The organism is Gottfriedia sp. OAE603 (assembly GCF_040543965.1).
Lineage (GTDB): Bacteria > Bacillota > Bacilli > Bacillales > Bacillaceae_G > Gottfriedia > Gottfriedia solisilvae.
Genome location: NZ_JBEUNN010000001.1, coordinates 3,741,004 through 3,760,373 on the forward strand (window position 1 = coordinate 3,741,004; position 19,370 = coordinate 3,760,373).

The 19,370-nt window shown below is 33.6% G+C and carries 14 protein-coding genes and 1 riboswitch; of the genes, 3 read left to right on the plus strand and 11 right to left on the minus strand.

What is annotated here, in order from left to right; genetic code table 11:
* Window positions 1-440 precede the first annotated feature (440 nt).
* Window positions 441-1,661: a helix-turn-helix domain-containing protein gene (locus ABID96_RS18905; RefSeq protein WP_192603767.1), complete on the plus strand. Its 1,221-nt coding sequence runs from the start codon at window positions 441-443 to the stop codon at window positions 1,659-1,661.
* Window positions 1,662-1,713: 52 nt separating this feature from the next.
* Here ABID96_RS18905 and ABID96_RS18910 read toward each other — a convergent pair whose 3' ends face one another.
* The 7 genes from ABID96_RS18910 to ABID96_RS18940 all read right to left on the minus strand — a co-directional run bounded on the left by ABID96_RS18910 (window position 1,714) and on the right by ABID96_RS18940 (window position 11,959).
* Complete coding sequence (locus ABID96_RS18910) at window positions 1,714-2,526, minus strand: M15 family metallopeptidase (protein WP_377897000.1); 813 nt, start codon at window positions 2,524-2,526, stop codon at window positions 1,714-1,716.
* 572 nt (window positions 2,527-3,098) lie between these two features.
* Complete coding sequence (locus ABID96_RS18915; RefSeq protein ID WP_192603766.1) at window positions 3,099-4,673, minus strand: SagB/ThcOx family dehydrogenase; 1,575 nt, start codon at window positions 4,671-4,673, stop codon at window positions 3,099-3,101.
* Window positions 4,674-4,694: 21 nt separating this feature from the next.
* A complete protein-coding gene (locus ABID96_RS18920) occupies window positions 4,695-6,638 on the minus strand; it encodes a TOMM precursor leader peptide-binding protein (protein ID WP_192603765.1) in 1,944 nt (647 codons plus the stop codon).
* Between the two features lie 4 nt (window positions 6,639-6,642).
* Window positions 6,643-8,595, minus strand: a complete 1,953-nt coding sequence (locus tag ABID96_RS18925; RefSeq protein ID WP_192603764.1) for a putative thiazole-containing bacteriocin maturation protein — start codon at window positions 8,593-8,595, stop codon at window positions 6,643-6,645.
* 160 nt (window positions 8,596-8,755) lie between these two features.
* Entirely contained in the window at window positions 8,756-9,001 is a 246-nt protein-coding gene (locus ABID96_RS18930) for a heterocycloanthracin/sonorensin family bacteriocin (protein WP_192603763.1), read from the minus strand.
* 321 nt (window positions 9,002-9,322) lie between these two features.
* Entirely contained in the window at window positions 9,323-10,975 is a 1,653-nt protein-coding gene (locus tag ABID96_RS18935; RefSeq protein ID WP_192603762.1) for a methyl-accepting chemotaxis protein, read from the minus strand.
* 21 nt (window positions 10,976-10,996) lie between these two features.
* Window positions 10,997-11,959, minus strand: a complete 963-nt coding sequence (locus tag ABID96_RS18940; RefSeq protein WP_192603977.1) for a BMP family lipoprotein — start codon at window positions 11,957-11,959, stop codon at window positions 10,997-10,999.
* Window positions 11,960-12,393: 434 nt separating this feature from the next.
* Here ABID96_RS18940 and ABID96_RS18945 point away from each other — a divergent pair, with 434 nt between their 5' ends.
* The gene (locus ABID96_RS18945; RefSeq protein ID WP_192603761.1) at window positions 12,394-13,833 is read left to right on the plus strand and encodes a BglG family transcription antiterminator; all 1,440 of its coding nucleotides are present in this window, start codon (window positions 12,394-12,396) and stop codon (window positions 13,831-13,833) included.
* A 123-nt stretch (window positions 13,834-13,956) separates the two neighbouring features.
* Window positions 13,957-14,058, plus strand: a riboswitch (purine riboswitch).
* 143 nt (window positions 14,059-14,201) lie between these two features.
* The gene (locus tag ABID96_RS18950) at window positions 14,202-14,789 is read left to right on the plus strand and encodes a xanthine phosphoribosyltransferase (RefSeq protein WP_192603760.1); all 588 of its coding nucleotides are present in this window, start codon (window positions 14,202-14,204) and stop codon (window positions 14,787-14,789) included.
* Window positions 14,790-15,394: 605 nt separating this feature from the next.
* On the opposite strand, the gene ABID96_RS18955 is transcribed toward ABID96_RS18950, so the two are convergent.
* The 4 genes from ABID96_RS18955 to ABID96_RS18970 all read right to left on the minus strand — a co-directional run bounded on the left by ABID96_RS18955 (window position 15,395) and on the right by ABID96_RS18970 (window position 19,199).
* Window positions 15,395-16,405, minus strand: a complete 1,011-nt coding sequence (locus ABID96_RS18955) for a FecCD family ABC transporter permease (protein ID WP_192603759.1) — start codon at window positions 16,403-16,405, stop codon at window positions 15,395-15,397.
* Window positions 16,402-17,412, minus strand: a complete 1,011-nt coding sequence (locus ABID96_RS18960; protein ID WP_088001883.1) for a FecCD family ABC transporter permease — start codon at window positions 17,410-17,412, stop codon at window positions 16,402-16,404. Before ABID96_RS18960 ends, ABID96_RS18955 begins: the two co-directional genes overlap by 4 nt.
* Before the next feature lie 74 nt (window positions 17,413-17,486).
* Entirely contained in the window at window positions 17,487-18,404 is a 918-nt protein-coding gene (locus tag ABID96_RS18965) for an iron-hydroxamate ABC transporter substrate-binding protein (protein WP_192603758.1), read from the minus strand.
* Window positions 18,405-18,416: 12 nt separating this feature from the next.
* Window positions 18,417-19,199 (minus strand): ABC transporter ATP-binding protein, encoded by a 783-nt coding sequence (locus tag ABID96_RS18970; protein ID WP_192603757.1) that lies wholly within the window; start codon window positions 19,197-19,199, stop codon window positions 18,417-18,419.
* Between the last annotated feature and the right edge of the window lie 171 nt (window positions 19,200-19,370).

Consider the following 19,370-nt stretch of genomic DNA (forward strand, 5'->3'; position numbering starts at 1 on the left):
TTTAAGCTAAAAATTGCAAACCGCGAACTAAGCAAACAAGTATATACCAGTAAAATAGTTTAATAGTCTAAACCTATTAAATGGTTAAAAATACCTGATGATATCTCATTCCCTACTTGTACATTAATAGTGTAAAATTAAATTACGAATAATTTGAAAACTCTACAATCAAATTGTACTTTAGCTTTTCATTACCGTAAATTGGGGGAATTACTGAATAAGTTTTTCTAAATTAAACCCTTTTTTCGACAAGTCTCCAACATGAGATTTGTCAAATCAGGACAATTGATACAGATAATTGTAGCCTCTTTTATTCGTAAATTACTATCGAACGATAAAAGATAAAAAATATTAGGGATTATCATCTTAAACTGGGGGGAATCTTGGTTTTCTATTACTCGAACTTAAAAATAAAGTTTTTCTAAAAGGAGAAATTTATGATGTATGAGGGGAAAATCATAAAGTTTTATCGTGAGAAATTTCAAATGACCCAAGAACAGTTAGGTAAAGGGATTTGTTCTGGTACACATATTAGTAAAATTGAACGATTACAAACTGAGTACGCACCTGAAATTATCACTCTGTTAGCAGAGCGTCTTAGTATTAACATTGATAGTGAAATCTTGAAACTTAAAAATATTAAAAAGCGCTTAGAACAGTGGCAAGATGTGATTATTAAGGAGTTATTTGAAGAAATGGATTTGATACATAATGAGCTCGAACAAGAAGATCTCATTCAAATCTCTAATTATATTCATCTCTATCAGTTACTCCGTGCTAGATATTTATTAATGCATCAGGCAGTAGATGAATCCTATCAAATTATTACTGACATACAAAAAAATGAACAAAAACTATCGTCTAATGAATCGAGTCTATTAAAGCATGTATTGGGTATATATTATTTAGCAAAACATGAAAATTTAAAAGCAATTCAAGTTTTAAAATCTATTAAAGAAACAGAGTACAATAATAAAGAATATTATTACCATCTTGCGGCAGCCTATCATTCACTTGAATTACCTGTTATGTCTTATTTTTACGCTGAAAAAGCACTTCAATTTTTCAAAGAACATAATAACTATCTTAGAGCAATTGATACCGAGATGCTCATGTTAATTCAAATAAAAGATGATGAAAACTTCAATGAAACAATCAAAGGATTTGAAAGTTTAATTCAAAGTTGTGATTTATGTAGTTCACCTGAGCGCAAAGCAAGAGTATGCCATAATTTAGCCTATGAGTATTTTAGAAGAAAGAAATATGATTTATCTAGTAAGTATTATTTGCAATCGATGACATTAAAGGATTCTGAATCAAGTAAATATCTACTATCATTAGAAGGCTATATTCGAAGCTCATTTTATGGGAATTTACTCTCCCAAAATGAATTATTACATTTAGTAAAAGAAGGAATAGAAAAAGCAGTACATAAAAATGAAATACTTTATATCCATCTGTTTAATCTGCAAATCTTATTAATTGAAAACAAGGAACATGAATATCACCAATACTTAAAAATAGAAGCTTTACCTATGTTTGAACAGTTTGGTTTTATGTATTTGATACAGCGTTCAAAAAGGGAACTTTTCAACTATTACTCCAAGATGAATCTTAATAATGAAGCTTTACAACTTGCTCAATTATTAATTAATGTTTAAAAATAAAAGGCATGTCACTCATAATTGTGTGACATGCCTGATTTATTTTATTTTACTTTTCAGAAGGCATTGCTTCTTCAAGAGCAAGATCCTTCGTATATAAATAATTTGCGTAATCTACACCAACGTATCTTATATGCCATGGCTCATAATGGTACTCTGTTGTATCTTGTTTGTTTTCAGGATAACGAATAATAAATCCATACTCGTGTGCATGCTCAGCTAACCATTTTCCTTCTTTTGTTTCAGCAAACTCTACTTCTAAAGCATTACCAAAGGATGGTGAAGAAACATCCATAGCTAGTCCTGTTTGATGTTCACTCGTTCCAGGAAAAGCACTGTATGCTTTTGTCCATTCTTCTCCGCGAGTTTCAAGATATTGATTATATAAAGAGACTTGTCGGTCATAAGAACGATAACCAGAAACAGCTGTTAACGTATTTCCATCGGCTAATGCTCCAGCAAAAAGATTTTCCAATGCCTTTGCAGCTTCACTTCTCATTCTAGTTTTTTCTTTTACTGCACCGTTTAAAGGAATTGATGGATATACTAAGTCTTCAGGTTCATAGCCATCTGGTAATTTTCTATTTTTATTAACTAGTACAAGATTTGAATCAATATTTAATACTTCTAATAATCCAGAATCATCTTTTTGTGAAGTTTGATCATAATCTGGAAAAGAGAGAGTATCATTATTTTTTACAATGTCAGTTTTTACATGGGTATTTTTCTTAATGACCATAGTTTTTTCGTTCTTATGACTATTTATTACAGTTGCTGTTCCAACTAAAAGCACAGTTGTAATTGATAAAGCTAAAATAGTTGTTCTGTTTTTTCTTCTACGATGTTTTCTTACGATAGACAATTTAGTTTCCTCCATATAGTCGAAGCTTAGATTTTAAGCCATAATCCCATTTCATGATGCAATTATTTACTATCCGTTAATGACAAAATTAGTCGGAATTTGTTGATTTAACATCATGATAATATCTAAACTGCTCTACATAGTCAATGATTTAACCGCATGTTACAAATATTTTACAAGTTGTTCTCATCTGCTTATCTCTCATATAAACAAAAGGCACTGTTAAAATCAATGTTGATTTCCATTCCTGGTGCTTTGCTTTCCATGGGGCGTAACGACTTGAGCCTCGGGTCCATACGACGTGGATATTCATGCGTTACGACAGGCCATCTTGGAACAAGGCTTTATTGAGACATTAGATAAGCACCAATTAGAATCTTCCATAGGGTCTTCACACCTTCCATTTTAATTACTCTCGAAACGGCTATTCTATTTTCAAACTCTTAAAGTATTTAGCTAAAGTCAACAATTAATAGTAACAGAGCCAAATAAAAAAACACTTCTTTAGAACTTACCTAAAGAAGTGTTTTTTTAATAATCATTAACTTATTAATCAAAATGTATTTTACAAGTCAAGAATGCAATCCGCCTTGTATACTAGGACGATTACGGTAATATCCGATTGGAATTTGAATCAAACTCGTTTTTTGTTCTTCACTTAATTTATAAATTTCATCACATAATTTTGCATCAAATCCTAAAAGTGGATGTCCCCCCATACCCAATGCAGTAGAAGAAAGTAATAAACGTTGGACCATCATACCTGCTTCCATATGCTGAATTCGATATCCTCTATAACCAAGTAAAGAATTAAAGTGTTTCTGATCTCCAACTACATGTAAACTGATTGGTACTTGGAACAAATTTACATTCGTACCAGACAATCCAGTTTGTAATTGGGGTCTAAAATCTCCAAGTTGAATTTGTGTTAATGAATGATTTAGGTCATCATAATAATAAGCACCATTTGGGATATCCTCAACATTATTTAAACACATGTACAATGATGGACGAGACCTACTATGACTATTTATTTGATCCAAATCATTTAAATACGAGAACGATTTTGTCGCTTCCTGGAGTATAGTTGCCAGATCTACTTTGCTTACCTTTTTTGAGATAAAATCCATATCAGGTGAAAATCTTTTTCTATTTATTAATAGTAGATCATAGGAAAGCCTATCTACTTTAGGTAAATTAAATTGCTTACTATCTTTTTGAATGTTTTTCTTTTCTTCAATATGTCGGAATATTTCCGTCGATTCGATCATTGAAGCTTCATTGACTTGAATTAGCTTAGGAAACGCTAAAATTTTCTTCGACTTAATAAAATAACGATGCTCAATTCTTGGCAGCTCTTTACACAATTCAGTAGCAGTGTTTATTGGTTCTACTGCATTTGTGTTTGAAAATAGGTTTGACGCTTCTATTGAAAGTGGGACAACACCGTAAATACTTTCTTCTTCTTCATTTAACCCAAGTAGATGATTGAGAGCTCGATCAAGAAACTGAAAATATACGCCCGTAGAAAATCCAAAACGTTTGGCTACTTCCAAAATTTGTCCGACTAGTACGCCCGCATCTAATCCTTGAAGACGGTAGGAAAAGTTATGATATTTAAAGAAGTTTTTCCAAAACATAGTCGAAACAAAAATAGCACCAAAGCAATTCGATACATCACATCTATTTCCTAAAGCGCTTGAGAGAAATGAATCAAAATTTCCTTCTCGTAACAAAACCAAATGATGCCTTGCAACGTCATAATGGTATACACCAGCAGCAACATCCTCGCACTTTAGATATACATATAATTCGTTTGGATATAGTGCCCCACCTGATGGAATAAACCTTCTATTTGACTGCATTAGACCCACTTCTTCATCAGAACCTGAAGCTAAAGTCGACTGACAAATTTGAGTTAGTCCGTATACATTCCATAGATAATGTCCTATTTTTAAAAGTTCAGGTTTTGTCATTATTTCCTGACCTTCAAGACGTAAAGGTATATTGTGACATAGTGGAACTGTGGGTAAATCTCTATAAAGCTTATAGGTAAGTGGGGCATCTTCCCAGTCTACTTCCCATTCTGTCGGGCTCTCCTTTTCAATGTCATAATGTAGATTGTATAGAAATGACGCTAAACTCATCATTTACCCCCTCATCACCTTCTATGGAAACGGATGTGGATTTGGATTTAGCTGTTTTAACGTAAGTGGTTTCTTTGCATATCCCATTTTTACAGGGACTTTCAACACTCTTTCAAGTCCTGTAATTCGCGTAAGATGATGTCCGAAAGTCATTGGTAGCATTCCAGGAATTAGTACTTTCACACAATATAAGCCATTCTTTCTAATTTCGGGTGTAGTTTGGTCAACTACGATGACGTCTAGATTCAATTGGCGAAACTTCTGAAGCATTTCCTTCAAATCTTCCGTTAAATCAGTGTGTTTAGTTTCCCACTTGAATTCTTCCGCAAATGTTTTTAAAGGACGATTTTCCTCCAATAAAAAGTTTAGTCTTTCCTCGGCTTTTGGTAATCCATACAACATTCCATGATCATCCATCTGCTGTACAAGTGCAGGGTTTTGGAGCATTTGCATATACTTATCTTGGTTTTCCTCAAATTTTTGATCTAGTGTCAACATCATAGCTGCCAATTCGTGCAATGCGCTTTTTACAGCCCTCACAGGGTCAAGATGAGCTCCGGCTGCACAAATAAGATTCAAGCCACGATCCTTTTTATTTTTTGCGATAGCTACAATACTTGGAATCCCATGTTCCATCGTTGAATTATATAAGTGTAGTTCGTATCCACCGACCGCACGGATACGTTCGACCATCAGATCTAGTTCTTGATCATTTGCAGAAGAAGGATCAATACGTGGAAGAGCCATCTTTGCATACCACGTTAAAAGAAATGAATCACGCTCTACCACTTCTGAAATCCCGTAAAAAATTGCCTCTTCTAAACTTCCTCCTAATGCACAACCATTAGAAGTTTCATATATATATCCCTGCCCACATCCTAAACTATAGTAGGAAAGTAATTCAGGAATAAGAATTGGTTTTTCTTTCAAAAATGAATAGCCCCAAACCCAATCCATTGAACGTTTCGGATCAAACTGTTTAAACGGATAACCATTCATATCATACTGTTCCTTCGAGTGAATTCCTACTGATTCAGGATTAAGAGCTCTATCTTTCAAGTTTTGATAACTGTCGTGAACAACAGTTTTTTTACCGCGAGGAGACAAACCACAATAACGTTCCAAACCTTCTAATATAGCCGTTAATTCGCTTATTTCATATGAATGCGTGCGGCCTGCAGTTCCTTCATCTCCCTGTATTAATGGCAGGTTTACAATTACATCTGCAAAAGGAGGTGATAAATCATACATTTTGTTATTTAGTAAACCAGTTCGCTCATCCAAATAATCCTTCGCTAATACTTTTTTTAATTCATCCATTGAACGACTACGAAAACTCCCATTGCTAATTTTCATGCTTGGTTTTAACGAAATACGAGCAGAAGTAGCGGAGTCATCAGCTAACTGCCCACATACAGGGCATAGCGGATTTGGTAAAAATGTGTGACTTGAGCTTTTCATTGTTTTTAGATTCATCAAGAATACTCGATTATCAAGGGTAGTTGCCTGCCCGTCTAACAGTCTTTCCACTTCAGCCCCAATTAAATAAGCCATTTGAAGAAGTCCGAACCTTGATGCCCATACATCCTGTTCATTCCCACCATCTCTAGCTAACGTCTGTTCTATTTCTCTCATTTCTCTTCGATCGCGACCACCCATCAGACGACGGTAATCAGCACATTTAAAGCAGCCATCTTTTCCTTTTCGAACTAAAGGGCCGATTACACCTTCTCCAAATGAAACAAAGCTTCGTAGCCACGGAATATTACTGAATCGTAGTTTTTCAATTGCCTGTTCCTGAACAGAGGAATCCCAAGCATCATCCAATAAAAGTACTAAACTAGCTGATTCAGGAATGTTGTCCTCTACTTTTGAGGCAAGAATGACCTCGTATTTATTAGAAAGTATTTCATGTACATATTTCGTTAATAAGCCTTCTCCAATAATCACTACGGTTGTTACCAACTAATTACACCTCCCGTAACAAGACACCATATACTCCTGACAGTTCCTCTGTATTAAATAGATCAATTTTTAAGTCAATGGCTATGAGCTGTTTGTTATTTTCTTTTAGTATTTTCATAGCATTTTTCAGTAGGTCAGTTTTCTCTTTTTCATCACATTTTGGAATGACCATGCTTTGTGAATTTTCATCAAATACGATGGAAGTTGAATGACTAATAGCATGAGAAGGCAGGTCAATCTGATCATTTTGTGACTCCATTAATGCCTGTTTTAAGGATTCTCGTAAAGCTAATGTTATATTTAGACCTACACTTCGATACCATTTATCATTTGTACAAACCCAGACGATGGGAAATCCAAAACGATCCTTTTCCAATGCAGTGACAGGATTCCCCTGCATTATATTTAATGATTTTAAATAATACTGACATTGTTTATCTTCAATGGCACCAGGCTCTAATGGCGTAAGAGGGTTAGCAAAATTAATTTGTTGGTTACTTAACTCTTCAGATAAATAGTTTTGTAATCCACGGCAAATACACTCAGCAAAAGTTTCTCCAGTTCCGATCCCAATAGATGCCTGTTCTTCTACTAAACTATTTTCGATATTTGGTGGTATAGATACTTTGTTTTTAACGAGAACACGAGCCAATTGTAATGAATACATCTCAATGCCGTTTAAGGCAGCTTCTCTTCTAGCTTCCTCATGTGTTAATGCAGTACATATACGACTTGGTAAGAGACTTACTGGACCTTCATTAAGTGGGTTTACAACCTGAATACGACATTGTGCTAATGGCAGTTGCTTTAAATTACCTTCATCCCAAGTATGAAAAATCCCAGATGTTTCTGATGTTAATTCACCAAAATAAAGGAATAAGTTACTTTGATTACCACTCTTACTGTTATTCTGTTCAACCCTTTGATCAAAGTCTTGAATAATCTCCGCTTTCACACGATCAGTTACTAAAGGATGCGGCAAAAATGTATGCCAGTTACCTTCTAACGTTTCTTGGTTAATGAGGAAAAATTGATTCATCTTTTCCGATGTATTCGTTTTCGTTATTTCTTTAAATAATTCAAATACAACTACATTCGCCAACATTGCTGAGGCTACTGAAGAAAACGGTTGTAACTTTTCTTTATTGATCAGCTCGTTTTGATGAATACTCCTCCACGCGGATTCAAAGCAGCCCTCAGAATCTAAACTTACTAATGGTCCTGCTAAAGCAATTTGTTGTAAACAAAGTGCCGGGATAAAGTTCTTCTTCTCCTCTTTACAAATCGTATTAAGCGATCGAATCTCCTCGACTTGATTCTCTTCTGTGACATAGACGATTGAATCATAAGATTCCACTAATTTATTCCAGGGCTTGCGATTTCTCTTTATGAACTTAACCTCAACTTCTACATCTTGTTTCCGTGCATTTTTTATTAATTCATTGATACGTTTTTTATTCGTTTTTTCAATATCAGTAATTAATAAATGAAACTTAGATAAACCTGATTCGAGTAATGCAGATACTAACGATACTAAAATTGCTCCAGTACCAATTGCCAATACTTTTGATTGGCGATAAATTTGAAAACGATATGCACCTGATTCTCCAAAACTATTTAAAAATTCAATTTGAGATCCATAAATTTTTTGAACACTTTCTGTTAATTGATGCGGGTGATCTTTGCTAACATCTCGAACAAACCCATTTTTGTATAATATTTCTGCTATTTCGTACACTCTATCCCGATATTGTGCTGGTAATCCGTTGGTTAACTCCCCTAAAGAGTGCTCTCCATTAAACATGGGTATGAGTTTTTCAATCCATTGAAAAATAGTACTACCTTCCATTTGAAATGAACTGATATTGTTGCGAAAATACACACTACCATTTTGATCAGGTATAAAAAAAGTATCTCGATTCACTTTCAGACGTGTAGAAGCATTCAATTTTGACAACCTATTCCCACCCCTTTTATCAGTGAGTTAATCATAAAATGTATTATTACTTTCATCATATTACTATGTATTTTTCATAACCCTTATGTCTAATCTTAAAGAGTAAAACCCCCACAAAAACTCGCGTGGGGGTAGGACTTTTTTTGAAACAAAATATTGATTAATGACCTCCGCAGCGACCACAATGACCGCCACAGCCACCGCAACGAGAACAACCAAAACAGTTAAAACAATTAAAGCAAGTAAAAAAGAAGCAAAAGAAACAACTAAAGCATCTAAAACAACGGCCACAGCCACCACATTGACGAGCCTGAGCCAAGTATTGGTTTTGATCCCAAGGTACTACTTCACTAGATTGAAATTCACCAAGGTTTAATCTTTGTAGTTCATTTTGAAAATCATTCATTTTAAAAACCTCCAAAATTATATTCACTTGAGAGCAAGATTAAAAAGACATAAAAAGTGGACAGATAAAAGGACATAAATATTTAGCGTAAAAAATCCCAAATCTTCAAGTCTCTCAACAACAAAATATGGAATATGCTTGGGCATTGTTACTAATCCATTTACCTATTTTTTGTAAAGACATTCGAAAGTAAAATTGATTATAAGGAAAAACAAACAGGCTCTGCTATATAGATTTTTCAAAATGGTTTAAGAACTAGTGTATTTCAGTCCAATAAAAAAACCTCACTTAATCCAGTGAAGTTTTTTCGCTATAACTCTATTAACTTAGTCTAAATTGTTCTAATTGCTTTTTCATTTCATCAGCAATTTGTCTTAAAGCTTTTACTTTTTCACTTGCAGTTAAGAAGTTCTTTTGTTGTTCAACTGTCGAAGCAGCGATTTCTTCACTTCCAGCTGCAGACTCTTCAGTAATTGAACTGATATTTTCAATAGACTCCATAACTCTAATACTTAATTCTTGAGAAGCTTCCATATCTTTGTTTAAAGATTCCAGTTGCTCAGCAATTTGTTGAACCTTTTCACTATTAAGCTGGAACGACTCAACAGTAATATCCATCGCTTCCTCTTGGCGAGTAACTAATTCAAGTCCTTCAGTCACTGAATCTTTTACCTTATTTACACCATCTTTAATTTGACTAACAGAATCAAATATTTTCATTGTTGCTGACGTTGATTGCTCAGCTAATTTTTTTACTTCTTCTGCAACAACTGCAAAGCCTTTTCCGGCTTCGCCTGCTCTAGCAGCTTCAATCGATGCATTTAAAGCTAAAAGATTTGTTTGTTTAGCAATATTCGATACAATACCCGTCATTTCAGTAATCTCTGAAGCAAACTCTACTAATTCTTGTACAGATTGTTCAATTACTGACATTGCTTTTAGATTATCATTTACGACCTGTTGTTGATCCTTCATTGCATTGCTACCAATTTGAATAGCCGACACTGCTTCCTCACCATATTCAGCTGATAGCTTTGTCCCTTTAAGTGTTGCGGTAAAGTTACGTTGCATTTCTTCTACTACCGTAACTGTCGTTTGAAGATCATCTGCAATCGTTTGACTTCCTATTGTTAACTCTTCTGTCGAAGAAGCTATTTGACTAACAATTTCTGTAAGCATATCATTATCTGATTCTATTTCTTTAGCTAACTGATCTACTCGTACACCTGAATCCTCAACAGATGTAACAATTCCACGAAGATTTTCAATCATACGCTTAAATGAATGATTTAAATCAGTAATTTCATCTTTACCATTTATTTCATTTAATTCTACGGCAAGATTTCCATTTGCTACTTCTTCTGCTAATCCACTCAGTTTCTTAATTGGACTTGAAATGCGTCGTGCCATCCAATAACTGAAAATAGCAGCAGCAATCGTTAATGTCGCACCACCAATGACTGCTAACAACCATGTAAATCGAATTTTTCCACTTAGATCAGCTGTTAACGTATCATATTGCTCAGTCGTAACTATATCTAACATATGAATATCATTTGAGATTCCTAGTGTTCTAATTGATTGACGTTTAACCTCTGGACTATTTTTGTCATTCATTGCTGTTTCAGAATTTTGTTTTAACTGTTCATATTTACTATTAATGCTTTTTAATAATCTCTTTTGGTCGTCTAGCTTTAAGCCTTTATTTAATGCTTTTATTTCTTGATCAATTGCCTGTAGTTGGTTCTCAACTTCCGCACGATTACTTTCTGACATTGAGAAAGAATAATTATTTAAAGCTTGTTGGCTTAGGATTACTGAACTTTTAAGTTGTTGAATGTTCATCATAGCAGGAACAATATCTTTATTTTTAGATTGCATGCCTGCTAATTGGACGATAATATACACAATTAATCCCATAGACAATAGTAAAGAAACCATTGCATTAAAAATTATTTTACCTTGCAATTTCATATCATTTTACCTCTATTCCTATTAATCTAAAGGAATTGTTATTTCCCCATTTGCTAGTTTTTGTTTAAGATCCTCAAAGATTTTTTCCTTCTCTGGATCAAGTGTAATAACACGAATTGGTGCACTACCAACTCCATCTTCTTTTAAACCGAATGTCATATTCTTTTCTGGAAACTTCCCATTTTCATCAATATAAGATTTAATAGCTGTTTGAATTGCAACATCTACATTTTTTAACATTGAAGTCACGACTGCTTTTTCAGCAATAAAAAACTGATCTGTATCTACACCTATTGCATATTTACTATTTTTTTGTGCTTCTTGTAATACACCAACACCCGTAAAGCCCGCAGCTGCATATAATGTATCTACATTCTTTTGTTTAATCATATCTCCAGCAATTTCTGCCCCTAAATCTGCTTTACCAAAGTCACCTGCGTACTCCGTCATTACGCTTGCTTTAGGGTTAGTAGCTTTTACGCCTTCAGCAAAACCTTTTTCGAACTTTTTAATAAGTGGCACATCCTCTCCACCAATAAAACCGACTACATTCGTTTTTGTTGTAAGACCTGCAATTGCACCAACTAAAAAGCTTCCTTCTTCTTCTTTAAAAGTAAGGCTTGTTACATTCGGTAGTTCAGACGTCTCATCTATTAATAGAAATTTTTGATTTGGATATTGTTTGGCGACTTTTTCTAAACTTTCTTTAACAGAAAAACCAAGTCCAACGACAAGTTCACAATCTTCCTTAACCAATTCAGTAAACCCTTCCTCGAAACTTAAATCTTCCGAAGGCTCACGATAATCAAAAAATATATCGTTCTCTTCTCTTGCTTTAATCAGTCCCGAAAAAGCAGCATCACTAAATGATTGGTCACCCAATCCAACTGAAGAAAGCATAATGCCTACTTTTAATCTTTTTTTGCTATCCGTTTCAACCTGTTTTGTTGAACAAGAGCATAATAACAATACTGCTACCATCATTAGTGCAATACCGCTTGTCCACTTCTTTATTTTTATATTCAAAATAAATCTCTCCTAACTAATCATATCGATGTCGAAAATTGTTGAAAATATAAGCACTAAAGAATTTTATCTATTTTTCGAATAATATAAAATCCCCCAAAAGCACTAAAAAACACCAAACATTTTACAGTTTGATGCGGAATGGAATTCCACTTATCTGTTTTCAAAATATTGATACTATTTAAGAATATGTTAGAAAATAACCAAATTCAGGATGCTTCCTTTCCATGAAGCTTGCACCGAGCAAACTTTTTTACCGAATACAAAGGAATTAATTATCATGTCCAAAGTCACATGATTACCTTAAAATAAAAATAAAAATTACATTAAATCGAATATATTTTGTGAAGGAAATCACATTAAAATTACTTTCTATTAAAGTGGTGAATAAAATGGACAAGGCAATTAACCGTAGATATCAAATCATTGATATTTTAAGTACACATGATAAATGGTTCAAATCTAAAGAAATTGCTAAAATACTAAATTGTACAGAAAAAACAATTCTGAATGATATTCAAATCATAAATTCTACCCTACCGATTGATTGGCATATCGATATAAAAAAAGGCAAGGGCGTTTACCTAAATATGCCATCTCATTCTACTTTTGATGAGGTACGTTCTTCATTTATAAAAAATTTCACTATAAATCAAGCATTAAGCTTCATTCTCATTAAAGAAATAAAATTTATAAGCGATTTAGGGAAAGCTCTTTATATGCAGCACACTTCAATATATAAAATACTAAGTCGTATCGAGGAAAAATTAAAATCTTATCATTTAACATTAAAACGGCTACCACTTTTTATTGAGGGCTCAGAATTTCAAAAAAGAGTACTTTGTTGCGATCTCTTATATAATCTTTATTCTCATACAAATTCTTGGTTATTTGAAACTTATACAGTTAGTGAGCTAAAGAATATCGTAACTAGGGTATCTGAAAAACATGAATTATTTTTATCACCACCTACAACATACAAATATGTTTATTACATTGGAACGATGATCCATCGAATTAAGCATAAACCTCTTTTATCGTTACATAAAGAAGCGATTTATCAGATAAAAAAGTCTATATTCTTTTCAGTTTCAAATGAAATTTGTGACCAAATTGAAAAATACTACAATCTGAAAATATCTCATGAGGAGAGGCTTGCCTGCTCATTATTTATTTCTGTATTACCTTCATACAGTCATAGTAAAATTGGACATTCTGAAGTCCTGAATTTATACCATTATCAAAAAAATACTTTTTATGAAGAGCTATATGTTTTTGTCGATATGTTGGGAAGTGAGTTAGGTTTTACATTACATATGAATAATGAATTTATTATTTCATTACAAAAGCAATTTAAGGATTTTACACTACTTATAAACTCTACAAAAATGAATAAACCCTCTAACACGATTGTCCAATATGTTCAAACAAATTATCGGGAATTATATCAAACTGTTAGACTAGTACTGAACAATTGGACTAGAAAATATTCCTATTTTGAGGCGACTAATGATGTTGTCGCTAGAATTACATTAACGATTCAAGCATCCATATTTAGGCAGAATATCAACAAGAATAGGATTTTACTATTAACAAGTGAGGGATATGGTTTACAACAATACCTAATGTCTAGACTTGAACAAGCATTCAGTAACAAAATTCAATTTGTAGAACTTAAACAAGGCGGATTTACACAAGAAAATCTTATTTCTTTGAATTTAGACTTAATCATATCTGATTTCCAACTTAATCTTGAAGGATTTCCAATCACATATATTCAATCAACATTAACCCAAAGAAATATTAGTCAAATTTCCAAGTTCATAAATTGATATTCACTTGATACATCCAGTTAAATAATCTTTATAATGATCCTAATCCTATTTATTAATGACAAATATTGTTATTGCTTGATTAAACTAGACCTTACATTTAAAAACATGTTATAGTTTCATTAAATTCATAATCAATTCACTCGTATAATCGTGAGGATATGGCTCACAAGTTTCTACCGGTTAACCGTAAATATACCGACTATGAGTGGTAACACAGCTTGTAGTTTATTATTACACGTGACTTTTTAAAAACTCAAAATGTGTTACTTCACTCAATCTAATTGTGGAGTAACATGTTTTGAGTTTTTTTGTATAGGATCCGTGTATTTGAACGGAAGCTTTGTATAAATAAGGGGGATAAATAAATGAAGTTACTAATAGATAAAATTGAAGCAGAAGGAACAGTTCTAGCAAATGATGTATTAAAGGTTGATGCATTTTTAAATCATCAAATGGATCCTTTTTTAATGAAAAAGATGGGAGAAGAATTTGCACGCTTATTTTCTTCTGAAAATATTACGAAGGTAGTTACAATTGAATCTTCTGGAATTGGTCCTGGATTAATGACAGCTTTGGCATTACAAGTTCCGCTTGTATTTGCTCGTAAGAAAAAGTCAATTACAATGCAGCAAGACGTTTACACTGCTAAAGTATATTCATTTACGAAAAAGGAAGAAAATGAAATTTCAATTTCACATAAGTGGTTAGAAGCAGGAGACAGAGTTCTCATTATTGATGACTTTTTAGCAAATGGTCAGGCTGCACTTGGACTGCTTTCGATCGTTGAAGAAGCAAAAGCCGAAGCAGTTGGTTTCGGAATTGTTATTGAAAAGTCGTTCCAAGAAGGTGGTAATCTTCTTCGCGAACGAGGATATCGTGTTGAATCATTAGCAAGAATTCAATCATTAAAAGACAATAAAGTGACTTTTGTTGAAGAGACATTGCATATTTAAATATTACACCATGTTAAGAATTAATCATTAGCCATTAAAAAAGAGGCATTGCTTGTAACATAAAACAATGTCTCTTTTGGGAAATGGATCATTTTACCACCAGTTACTACTGTGTGGTTTTTTTCGTTTGAATAATTGTAACATCAGAACTCCTACTCGTAGCTACGTATAATGCTCTATTTTCGAACAAGCGGAATCCGAACATCACATTTATTAACATTCATTCGTCCTACTTCTATCAATACCTGAAACTCGGCTAGACTCATCATTCGAATCAATAAGATCAATTTCGGAAACTGCACCTCTTCGATGATCATGACCCACTAGTCTTACAACCTGAAAGTTTCTTATTTTACACTTTATATGAAAAAAACAGTAAAAATGATTGTATACTTGTCCTATTTTCATAAAATGGAAGATTGTCCTATCTAGCTTAAAAAAACTGAACACTTCGTTTATAGTCATCAAACACAACCGTTCTTCTTGCTCATTTATGGTAACCCCTCTCGTCAACTTCTAAAGACAAGATTTTCCAAATCTTTTTTCTCACATACTTCTACAAAAAAAACCATGAACTTTAGTGTTCATGGTTCTTCAAAATGTGATTATGATTTTTTTAAGATTAAATAAACAAAATAAGGTCCACCAATTAGTGCAACGACGATCCCAGCAGGAATACCTTCTGGTTCAACTAAATTACGACCAACTGTATCCGCTACTAATAGCAAAAGTCCACCTATTAAGATTGCAATTGGAAGAAATAGTTGATTCCTTGGACCAATTAAACTTTTAGCCATGTGCGGAGCCATTAAGCCAATAAATGCAATTCCGCCTGTGATCGAAACTGCTGAAGCTGCTAAAGCTACTGCTGATAAAAGTAATATTACGCGTTCCTTTTCAAGAGATATCCCTACTCCGATCGCAACCGGCTCATTTAAGCTAAGTATATTTAGTACATTCGCTTTATATAAAGTAAATGGAATAAGGATAATTAGCCAAGGAAGGAAGGCCCATATAAACGGCCAATCCGTACCCCAAATACTCCCTGCCAACCATTTTGCAATAAAATCTACTTTTACACGTTCTGCAGATGAAATCAGTACAATCATAATACCCGATAATGCCATCGAGAATCCGATCCCAACTAGTACTAATCGTACCGGTTGAAGACCAGTATTTTTTTTATAAGAAAATAGATAGATAATTCCAGCCGTTAATAATGCACCAAAGAACCCAACAATTGGAATGACATAAACGAATGATCCCGCTTCAATTGGCATGTATAAAAAAAATATTGTTATAGCTACACCTGCTCCAGCATTGAAGCCTAAAATCCCTGGCTCAGCCATATCGTTTCGTGTAATTCCTTGTAAAATTGCACCAGATAAAGCTAGTGCCATACCAGCTAAAAAAGTGATAATCATTCGTGGTAATCTTATTGAAAATATAATAAATTCTTCTTTAAACGTACCATCACCTAAAAATGTTGGTAGTAGTCTACTATATGGAATTGCAGAATAACCCATTCCCATTCCAATGAACATTGTAATAAATATTAGTAGTGCAAGTACGATCAAAATGATTCGTTGTTTTCGAATGACTGCAGGTTGGATCATGAGAATTCCTTACCTCCTTTATGAACAATGATTAAGAAGAAAGGTAGGCCAATCATCGCAACGATTGCAGCAACCGGTGTTTCATATGGTATATTGATCGTTCTTCCAAGTGTATCCGCGAAAAGTAAAAATGTAGCTCCAAAAATAGCTGACATTGGCAAAATAAAACGATAATCTGTACCAACGAAAGCACGTACAATATGTGGTACCATTAATCCAAGAAATGCCATATTTCCAACTAAGGCAACTGAAGCACCTGCAAGTAAAATAATGATGACAAACAGAATTGCCTTGATCCTATTAATATTTTGACCTAAACCAATAGCTACTTCTTCATTTAAACTAAGTATTGTTAATTGTCTAGAAAGGAAAAGGGAAATTAAAATTCCTATGACTATAAACGGAACGACGATCTTAATCTGTCCCCATGAAGTACCGATTAATCCTCCAGACGTCCACATTGAGATGTTCTGAGAAATTTTGAAATAGATTCCTATTCCGTCTGAAATCGCATATAAAAATCCTGAAACAGCAGCCCCAGCTAGCACGATACGAAAAGGTGAAAAGCCTCCCTTTTTCATCGAACCAATACCAAAAACGATAAGAGAACCTACTGCCGCCCCGATAAAACAAGCAATCATAATCCCAAAATAATTAAGCGAAGGGAAAAAGGCAAGTGTAATGGCAAGTGCTGCATTGGCACCTGCAGTTAATCCAAGTAAGCCTGGATCAGCCAGTGGATTTCTTGTCATCCCTTGCATGATTGCGCCAGCAACTGCTAATGCAGCACCGACAAAAATCGCTGCAACCTCACGGGGTAAACGAATTTCTTGAATGATCGATATTTGCTGACTTTTTGCATTCGTAAAAATAGCTTTCCACACATCGCTAACAGTTGTATCTGCAGCTCCATATATAATCGATATTACAAACATGCTTAAAAAAATCAGTAATCCTAAAATGAGTTTAAAAAAGAATGGAATTGAACCTTTATTTTTTTTTGTCATTAATCTCTCATCTTTTCTCTAATAGAATGAAAGAGTAGGAATTCTTTTGTACTAGAATCCCTACTCTTTTTAGTTTAGTTAGCTAGAAATTTCTCTTTAAAGAAATCTAATTGCATATCTAGAGTAAGTGGATCATTGAAGTAGAATTCACTTCCATTTACTTCATATACATGTTGATTTTTAACAGCTGGGATATTCTTATAAGTTTCCGTTGTTTCTACTGAAGTATCTGTTTGATCAAATTTACTAAAGATCACATAATCTCCCATAAATTCAGGAAGTACTTCTAATGAAATCGCAAAATATCCAGGCTTTAGAGCATTTTCTTCAACCTTTTTAGGCATTTTTAATTTCATTTCTTGATAAAGAATTTCTGTACCGCGTCCCCAGTTATTTCCGTAAACATAAAGCTGCTTATCGAATTTTTCAATAACAGAAACAGTTGTATCAGCACCAATTTTCGCTTTGATGTCTTCACCAGCTTGTGCAGCACGTTCTTTAAAATCATCTACCCATGCTTGAGCTTCTTTTTCTTTATTTAGTAGTTTACCAATTTCAATGTGTTGAGTTAAATAATCTACTTTTCCATAAGTATAAACTACTGTAGGAGCAATTTCTTTTAATTTATCAATGTTTTTAACATTATCTAAACCAATAATTAAATCTGGATTTAATTCAATAATTTTTTCTAGACTTTCGTCTGTTACTTCTTCCGCGTCTTTTAATTTATCAGTCCAACGAGGATTAGCTTTTGACCATGCATCAACACCAACAATGTTAACACCTAAAGCCATTACATTACCTGCAAATGATGAAAGTACAACTACACGTTTTGGATCAGCTGGTACTTTAACTGGACCATTTTGAGATTCATATGTAATTGTTCCAGATTTTTTTGCGCTTTTACCTTTATCTTTGTCTGTTGAATTATTGCTACAAGCACTAATAATCAGTACGAAAACTAGTAGGAATGGTACTAAAAACTTCTTCATCAATTTATCCCCTTATAATAAGTTATATGTTATACACATAGGTTTGTTTGTTCTAGGATCTCTTCCTATTTCCGTATCAATCTGGAATACTTCTTTCAGTACCTCATGATTTATTACTTCTTCACAATTTCCTGCTTTTACGATTTCACCGTCTTTTAAAGCGATAATATAATCAGCAAAACGAGCAGCTTGGTTTAAATCATGTAACACCATTACAATAGTACGTTCTTGTTCTCGGTTTAATCTTTGAAGTAGTTCTAGAATCTCAAGTTGATGAGCCATATCTAAATATGTAGTTGGTTCATCAAGGAAAATAATTTCCGTTTCTTGAGCAAGCGCCATCGCAATCCATACTCTTTGACGTTGACCTCCAGAAAGAGAATCAACTGGTTGATACTTATAGTCTTGTGTGCCAGTCACTTCAAGTGCCCAGTCAATTACTTCAATATCCTTTTTTGTTAAACGTCCGAAACCACTTTGATATGGGAAACGGCCATATGATACTAATTCACCAACTGTTAATCCACTCGCACTCTCAGGTGTTTGAGGCAATATCGCCATTTTCTTAGCAAGTAATTTTGTATTTTCTGACGAAATATTTTCGCCATCTAAAATAATTGTTCCAGATTGATGTGAAATAATACGTGTAATCGCCTTCAAAAGGGTCGATTTTCCACATCCATTTGATCCAATAATTGTTGTAATTTGCTTATCGGGTATTTTTATATTAAGGTCTTTTACAATCAAACGCTCTCCATAGCCAATGGTTAAATCATCAGTATACAGACGTACCATAAATTGACCTCCATTCATTGAATATTATGAATCTACTGATAATGATTATCAGTTTCGCATCACTACGTAAATATAATCTTATTCTAAATTATTGTCAATATAGTTCGTAATTAATATTGAAAAAAGTGTGCGAATAGTTTATATTTATTGAGAATGATAATCAATCACGGA